Source organism: Lysinibacillus sp. NPDC056185 (assembly GCF_047737915.1).
Classification (GTDB): Bacteria; Bacillota; Bacilli; order Bacillales_A; family Planococcaceae; genus Lysinibacillus.
Genome location: NZ_JBLLLQ010000041.1, coordinates 25,677 through 34,125, shown reverse-complemented (window position 1 = coordinate 34,125; position 8,449 = coordinate 25,677). Strand labels below are relative to the sequence as shown.

The 8,449-nt window shown below is 35.6% G+C and carries 6 protein-coding genes and 1 pseudogene; 4 read left to right on the top strand and 3 right to left on the bottom strand.

The window, feature by feature from the left end:
- Together ACMZ42_RS24355 and ACMZ42_RS24350 are read left to right on the top strand one after the other, a co-directional pair.
- A pseudogene (locus ACMZ42_RS24355) lies at positions 1-897 on the top strand (transposase); the annotation flags it as partial.
- Positions 898-1,154: 257 nt separating this feature from the next.
- Positions 1,155-2,030 carry a phosphotransferase family protein gene (locus ACMZ42_RS24350; protein WP_415733074.1) on the top strand — a complete coding sequence of 292 codons (876 nt, stop codon included), beginning with the start codon at positions 1,155-1,157 and terminating at the stop codon, positions 2,028-2,030.
- An 834-nt stretch (positions 2,031-2,864) separates the two neighbouring features.
- Here ACMZ42_RS24350 and ACMZ42_RS24345 read toward each other — a convergent pair.
- From ACMZ42_RS24345 to ACMZ42_RS24335, 3 genes are all read right to left on the bottom strand, one after another.
- Positions 2,865-4,055, bottom strand: a complete 1,191-nt coding sequence (locus ACMZ42_RS24345) for an MFS transporter (protein ID WP_415733073.1) — start codon at positions 4,053-4,055, stop codon at positions 2,865-2,867.
- 448 nt (positions 4,056-4,503) lie between these two features.
- A complete protein-coding gene (locus tag ACMZ42_RS24340) occupies positions 4,504-5,121 on the bottom strand; it encodes a sterol desaturase family protein (RefSeq protein WP_415733072.1) in 618 nt (205 codons plus the stop codon).
- Between the two features lie 21 nt (positions 5,122-5,142).
- Positions 5,143-5,826, bottom strand: coding sequence for a GntR family transcriptional regulator (locus tag ACMZ42_RS24335; RefSeq protein WP_415733071.1), 684 nt, complete (start codon positions 5,824-5,826; stop codon positions 5,143-5,145).
- Positions 5,827-6,160: 334 nt separating this feature from the next.
- Between ACMZ42_RS24335 and ACMZ42_RS24330 the strand changes: the two genes are divergently transcribed.
- Together ACMZ42_RS24330 and ACMZ42_RS24325 are read left to right on the top strand one after the other, a co-directional pair.
- Positions 6,161-6,535 carry a hypothetical protein gene (locus ACMZ42_RS24330; RefSeq protein ID WP_415733070.1) on the top strand — a complete coding sequence of 125 codons (375 nt, stop codon included), beginning with the start codon at positions 6,161-6,163 and terminating at the stop codon, positions 6,533-6,535.
- A gap of 608 nt (positions 6,536-7,143) precedes the next feature.
- Complete coding sequence (locus ACMZ42_RS24325) at positions 7,144-8,340, top strand: FAD-dependent monooxygenase (protein WP_415733076.1); 1,197 nt, start codon at positions 7,144-7,146, stop codon at positions 8,338-8,340.
- Positions 8,341-8,449 lie beyond the last annotated feature (109 nt).

Sequence of the window (8,449 nt, the reverse complement as noted above, 5' to 3'; positions counted from 1 at the left end):
TCACGCTTTCCTTGTGAAGGATCAATTAGCTTACTGTAAGGGAGTCATTTCAGTCATTGAAAAGGAACCACAAATTGCACAAATACCGGCTGTCAAAGAAAAGCTGAATGTCTTAAAAGAAGTCGTAGAAGATTTTCAAGAACATCTAAATAACTCTTCTGATGCGGATGCGCGAAAAGGGCATAAGATGGTGGAATCTTCTTTCTTTGGGTAAAAGACACATATCGCGATGAGTGATGAACGTATTATTACAGCGGCTGTCATTACAACAGGTGAAAAAAGCGATGGGAAATATCTTCAAGAATTAATTGAAAAAGCACACAAGCAGGTATGAAAATTAATACAGTTATTGGAGACGCAGCTTACTCTGAAATGGCAAATATAGAATATACTAAAGAAGAGAAAATCGCACTTGTGGCAAGGTTGAATCCTATTCTTACACAAGGACCACGAAAAGAAGAAGACAAGTTTGAGTTTAATAAAGATGCTGGAATGTTTGTTTGTAAGGCCGGCCATCTCGCGACAAGAAAAACATGTACGGGTAAAAAAGGAACGAGTAAGAGTCAAAGTCAGACATATTATTTTGATATTGAAAAATGCAAAGCATGTTCAATGAGAGAGGGCTGCTATAAAGAAGGCGCAAAAAGTAAAACGTATTCTGTCACAATTAAGTCGGATACACATGCCGAACAAGAGGCATTTCAAAATACGGAAGCTTTTAAGCAATTAGCCGCAAATCGCTACAAAGTAGAAGCGAAGAATAGTGAATTAAAAAACGGACACGGGTACGGTACGGCATCGACAGCGGGTCTATCTGGCATGGGAATTCAAGGTGCTACAACGATATTCGCTGTCAATTTGAAACGGATATTAAAGCTACTAAACGAAAATGAATAAGGAATAGAGACAGAAATAAGGCACTTCCTGTTCAAAAATGAACAAGAAGTGCCTTATTTTTTCTGAAAAAGGTTCGCTTTTATGAAAACGTAAGTTTTTCAGTGCCCTCTTCCTTAGAGGTGATTTTTTTATTGGATATTTATGTTAAAATAGATTTAAATTTTGTGAAGAAATGTAGTTTAACTAACTGCGCAGGATAGTTCATTAAAAGTTTAGGGATTAAAACAATATAAAGAGAACAAAGGGGGTATTTCTAAATGAATAATAACTTTATTGAAAACATTCAATCGTGTTATTCTGACCTTTCCATTGAAGACTTTTATCTTAATGAAATCGGACAGAATAATGATGTATTTATTGTAAACCAATCTTTGGTTTTTAGATTTCCAAAATATAAAAATGGCATCATTCAATTAAGAAGAGAGACTGATATTTTGAAATATATTAAAGGGATCGTTTCCACTCCTATTCCGAATCCAATTTATGAGTCTTTTGTAGAGGTAGCACCAGGTAAGGTCTTTACCGGCTATAAACTAATAGATGGTGTTCCTTTGTGGAAGGAAAGTTTAACAGATGTTAAGAGTGTTGAATTGGTGAAAGGGTTGGCAAAACAACTTGTTTCTTTTCTTGTAGAACTACATTCTATTTCAGGAGAAAAAGCAAGTCGAGATTTGAAACTAAAGGTTCGTAATCCTAGTGAAGAGATGTATATCCTGTATGATAAGATTCAAAATACATTATTTCCTTTTATCAGAAAAGACGCTCAAAAGGAAATATCACAATCCTTTGAAACGTTCCTAAAAGGAAAAGCTTTCTCAAATTTAGATATAACACTTATACACGGAGATTTCGGAGCATCCAACATCTTGTGGAATCCAGAAACAAGTATGATTTCAGGGATAATAGATTTTGGTGGTTCGGGTTTAGGCGATCCAGCGTATGACTTTGCTGGAATACTCTCTAGTTATGGTGAAGATTTTTTTGATATGTGTATGAACCTATATCCTAACGGTAATGAAATATCTGAACGAGTTAAATTTTATAAAAGTACATTTGCTTTACAAGAAGCCTTGCACGGGATTGAGAATGACGATAGACAGGCTTTTGAAAGTGGAATAAAAAATTATAGATAGATTACTTGTTCAACTAAGGGTGCGTTGATTACGGAGGGATTAACGCTTTTTCGTTGAACTTTTTGTACTAACGTTACAATTTAGTGGAGTAAGAACTTTCTAATGAGTTAAAAATTGAGAGTTGGGGGTTTCTTATGACACAAGAAATTTTCGATGTACACACTGAATCACAATTAAAAGTATTGAGTGGAATCAGGGGGATTTCTAAGACACTTGACATTGAATTCCGGTTTTATTGGGTGGGTATAGGTCAAATTGTGACTAAAAATCAATTTATCCCTTTCGACTAGACAGACTTTTGCAGCCATCTGGCATCGATATTCAATCGAGGCTAGATGGCTGTTCGATTTTTATTTTGTAAATGGATATAAATTAAATGAAACATAGTTAACTAATGATAAATTTACAATAGTCAGTTTAGATGCTTCTTAAAATTGAATGCCATATTTCGCTTTTGGCTACTGGGGCAGTGTAGCTTAGTAAAAAAGATTGATTGTTTATTAATTAAAGATTGATAAAAAGACTTAATCTAACGGTGGGGGTTAGTTGAGGAAGATAATTATTTTATTATTTAACAATAGATTACGAGGGGAATAAGAAATACAATTTAACATTAGTTTCAGTGAACCATATCATAAATAAGTGAGGTTTTTAAAACAGGCACATTCGCTTCATGCGGATGTGCCTGTTTTTTTACTACTAAAGTATATGTTGCAACTAAGTATGCACTTTAACTGGCAACTGTTACTGAAAATTCATCTCCATCTGCCGAAATATATAAACCGGTAGCAATGATCGATGTAGAATAAATTAACTTTGTATAATTGCTGATTTCTATTCTGATGTCTTTTGTTTTTGGTCTAAATGATGACTAAAGAAAGTTAGCAGACTTGCACAGACTGCAACAATCCCACCGACCCAAGTTACATTCATTAAATTTCCTTGATGGTACACAATTCCGCCTAATGCAGAACCAAAAGCGATACCTACGTTGCTTGCCACTGGCATTAGTGAAGCGGCGAGTCCTGTTGCTTTTGGCTGATAAATTCCGGCGAGGTCAATTAAATATAGCTGAGTAGATGTTGTTAAGAGGATAGCCATTAACGACATTAATCCAATATTTATTAATCCTAAAACAAAATGATTTGTAGTCCAAAATAAACTTATCAGAACAACTGCTTGCACGAGAAAAACAAACCGAAGGCGACCGATTGCATTGTGGCTAGCAATTTTACCAGCGAGGATGTTGCTGAAAATCGAAATAAACCCATAACAAAATAAGATTATACTAATTGAATTATTTGGTGCTCCCATTTCTTTCAAGATTGGTACAAGGTACGTAAAGACTGCATAAGTTGCGCCAAATCCGAGTGCAGGAATGAAAAAAGCCATCAATATACGAGGCTTGGTCAATAAAGAAAACTGATCACGTATCGAACTGCGTACTTGGCTGAGTCTATGAGGTAAGACAAAAAAGGATGCCAAAAACGCCAATCCTCCTAGGAAAGTGGTTAACATGAAAGTGGCATTCCAGCCGTACTCTTCGGCGATCACAATACCAATTGGAACTCCAACGACATTTGCAAGTGTGAAACCACCGAAAACGACTGAAATAGCAAGTCCGCGTTTTTTAATCGGCATAGTTTCACTTGCTACAATCATGGCTAGAGAGATTAAAACTCCTGTTACAATCGCTGTCAAAATCCGAAGTGCAAGGAGCATGATATAGCTCGTCGAAATTATGCACAAAGCATTTAGGACGCTGAAAGATCCTATTAAAAACAACATCCATTTTCGCTTTGGAAAATGACTTGTTGCTGCCATCACTAGTGGTGTAGCGATGGCAAACGTAATTGCAAATGCAGAAACGAGGGTGCCTGCTTTTACATTAGTCATATGAAGACTTGAAGAAATATCTGTTAAGATTCCGACAATTACAAATTCACTTGTCCCGAGAACAAATGTTAATAAAGAAAGTGTTAAGATAAGCAACCAATGTTGCTTGGATAATTTTGTGGAGTGCATAAATACCTCTTTCTTAGATGAATGTAAATGTGTGACATAGTAAATACACAACCTTAACATCTTACCAAGAATATGTTTGCTTGAAAAACCCTATCTTAGTCAAGTAGAGGATAATGGATTTTCAGAATCGACAAGGATGCAGAGTTAGCAAAAGGCCATTTAAAAAAGTGCACTTCTGTTGGAATGCTTAGGTAATAAAAAATATGTATGTAAAAAGAAATAAAACGGTTTAAAATTGATTAATTTTTTCTGTTTTAAGAAATATCTTAATTCATAATCAAATTTATACGAAATAAAAAATCGCACTTAGGAAAGTCACGGTGAACCGTATCATAAGTAAGCGAAGTTTAAATCCAATCATCAAATAATAATGATTGGATTTTTATTATAAAGACAGAATAGGACCGAATATTTTACCTAGAAGGCATATTTTTTATAATTCTATTTTCTAGTCGCCACGTTGCTCTAGATTTTTAGCTGTTTTACTTTGGGCAACATCCTTTTGATTTTTAAAGGTACCCATGAGAAAATCATAGGCTGGGTTCGTAACACCATACCAGTAATTTTCGTTTTTGAAATGATGCCATAAATGAACCTTTTTCATCCAACGCCCCCATGGAGATATTGGTCGAAGGGGGAGATGGGCAATATAATGCGTCCACTCATAAAATAATAAAAAGAGCATGATACCTGCAATAAATGCGTTTGTAATTACAAAGCTAGATGAAAGAAAATAGAAAATGACTGCTACAATAACAATGTTTGGCACACTATACCATAAGGGTAAAAATAATAAATGTAACTCATTCGGATTTGAATGGTGGTCATAATGTAAGCGTTTAAGCATTTTTAACAAAAATGCATTCTTAGGTGGTTTCAGGTGAAAAAGAAATCTGTGTGTAACATACTCTGCTATGGAATACATAATCATTCCAAGAATAAAAGCACCCAAAATGCCGATAGAGGTTAAATGAAGAATCATAAATCCAAAGCTAATGAGGAATAGACAGGTCATGATTAATATATCAGGATATGAAAAATATTCTTTTAAATATTTCAATCTCATTTATCACGCCTCCAGTATTCTTTATTTTTTTCTATCTTTCCAGAGTGCCAAGCTTTTCGCCATTGTTTTCGTAGACAATCTTTCCGCTTCCATTGCATCTCCCTTTAATGCAGCTTTTAATAAATCGTGGTAATAGTCGAGGGATAGCTTACGATATTCTTTTACAGAAAAATATCTTTTCGCCATATCTATATAAATGGAATCGAAGCTATTTAAAATGAGTAGAAAGATTGGATTGACAACAAGACCAGCACACTTTTTTTGCAAATCCCAATCAAATGCTGCATAGCTCTCTGCACTATCTTCAAGCTGCTCTAGATTGGCAAGGAGAGCAACCACTTTAGGTTGATTAAACGTAACAGCATCACGAATATAAGTCGGAGTCAAAGTACTTCTTAATTCTAATAAGTGCATAATAAATTCATCTGTTATGATAGGATGATTCTCAATAATATTCACAAGTGTCGTTAGATTTCCATTGCGCCAATAATCATTAACAATCGCAGGCATTCCTTTTCTTCCTGTTATCCATCCACCCCTTCCTAGACGTTGAAGTGCCTCCCGAACAGTTGGACGACCAACACCAAATTCTTTTGCAAGCTCTCTTTCCGGCGGTAAAGTACTTCCTACAGAATAAACACCAGCCAATATCGATCTAATTAATTCATTTTCAATTTTATCTGAGGAGCTTTCCTTTTCTTTCAAATCATCGTCCCCTTTGTTTTATGGTAATACAGATTAAAGACGGTGGTAATACCAGATTTATGTAACTAATCAGAATCTTATGTCAATGAAGAAGGGCGAATTTTTTCAATAATTATCAAACGAGCACGTAAAATCCTTAGTAGGATGCAATATAAATTTAATATATTTGAACCAAACAAGTACAACATATAAAATGGAACTAATTAATATAAGGCGTTTTCTAAAAGACTGTTGCTTTTAGAATAAATTTTTAATGATTAAACTTTCTGGTAAAATAAGCGTAAGAAATTGTAGGGGGTTTAAATGAACAATTGATTATCATGGGGGAGAAACAGTGAAAAAATCATTTTGCTTGAAAGAAAAATTTCTCTTATTTCTTTGCCTCTCACTTGTAGTTTTATCGGGATGTGTAACTAATGGTAATCCTACACCAAAGGATTTTCTTAAGGATGGTAAAGCAGACATCTTCGTTCTGAATGATATTGTATATTCTAATGTTGAAAACATAGATTGGGTAAAAGAATTAAATTACACAATAGGTGAAGAAATTGGTGAAATAACAAAACAAACCAATAAAGCAAAGGATTTTGAAAACGGAACATCTAACAAACTACCCGTTGGAACCATAATTTATGAGACTAATACACCAATCGATATTGCTATTGTAGATGGCAAGGAAATACCTTATCTGAAGATGCTCGAAGGATAGTAGATAAGTATCATCTAACCTCTTTAATGGCATACATAAAAATATCTCATGTCCGTAAACTAACAAAAAGTAGGTACAAGAAAAAATTTTGTACCTGCTTTTTTATGTTGTCGCAATTTTCGTAACTTCTGCACCCGCATGTATGGGTGGTTTACGATCTTTCCATGGAGCAGATTCTTCTAATTGTTTCCCAAGCTGTAGAAGAGTTAATTCCTCTGCGAAGCGTCCTGTAAATTATAGCCCGATTGGTAAGTCAGACGTACTCATCGCAAGTGGCAACGATTACGATGGTTGACCTGTTGCGTTAAATAAATTGGTTAGCTAACGGATCTATTATTCCTTGTTAACTAGATGCCAAAAATAATATTTTTAATTACTAAGCTCTATTAAATTTCAATGTTAATTGTTAATGGTTCCCTCAAAAAAATGTGGATTTACTAAGGATACTCGAATTCATCCGTCTGGTCCAAATGTTTTGTTTTGATATGCAGGATCTTTACTTTTTCAGCAATCGGGTCATTTCTTAAATAATTAAATTCCTATTTTTTTGTTACGGTGAATATACTGTGGAGGTGTTAAGACTATTGGATAGGAGAGAAAAGATCATCATGAACCAATCGATACGCGTCCTTATTTCTGGGGCAAGTATTACCGGCCCTGCACTCGCTTACTGGCTTCATCACTACGGCTTCGACGTGACTGTAATAGAACGTGCTCCCGCATTGCGCTCAGGTGGATACGGGGTTGATATACGTGGTACAGCCATTACGATGCTTAGGCGGATGGGGATACTCGATCAAGTCCGTGCAGCTGACACACAAATGACAGGTGTTTACTTTGTGAACAGCAAAGGTAAGATTGAAGGTAAAATAAGTGAAGCAAGTCTAGCGAACCAGCAGGGTCTGGACATCGAAATCATGCGCGACGATCTTAGTAGCATTTTATATGATTTAACCAAGGATAACATCAAATACATTTGGGGAGATTCGATTACCGCTATACATGAAACTGAAGCTGGTGCAGAAGTACAATTTATTCATAGCAATCCACAGACATTTGACCTGGTCATTGGTGCGGACGGGCTTCATTCTAATGTGAGGTCTTTGACTTTTGGAGACGAAGAACAGTTTAAACGTACGCTTGGCTGTTATATCTCGATTTTTACCATGGAGAATTATCTCAAACTCGACCACCGTCAACTGTTTTATTCAACGCCAGGCAAAACTGTTGGTATGTATAGTTCCCGTGACAATACTGAGGCAAAAGGTATGTTAATATTCCAATCGGAGGCATTGAAGTACGACCGATATGATGAAGAGTCTCAAAAGAAACTTGTAGAAAATGCCTTCGAAGATCAGATGGGCTGGGAAACTTCGCATATACTTAAAACCATGAAAGAAGCGCCAGACTTTTATTTTGATGAGATTTGCCAGATTCACATGCCAACGTGGGCAAAGGGTCGAATTGCCTTGGTAGGTGATGCGGCATATTGCCCATCACCCCTATCAGGGCAAGGTACTAGTCTAGCACTTGTCGGAGCTTATGTATTAGCTGGAGAACTTAAAGCCACGAATGGTGATTATTCCCGTGCCTTTGTATCTTACGAACAAGAGATGAGAAAGTTTGTTGAGAAAAATCAAAAAATAGGGCTAATGGCTGCTGGTAGCATGGTTGAAAAATCAAACTTCAAAATCTTTCTGCGCAATTTAATATTACGAGTACCTTTCCTTATGGTCATGCAGTTTAAGTTAATTTCAAAAATGGTTGTTAAAGCTGCCAACGGGATTGAATTAAAAGATTATTGATATGGATATTTAAGAGAAGAGTTTTAGCTAACCGTTAATTTCTAAACTACTAGTAACTATACAAAACCCGAACAATTTTTTGTTTGCTCAACTATGGAGCAATACAGGT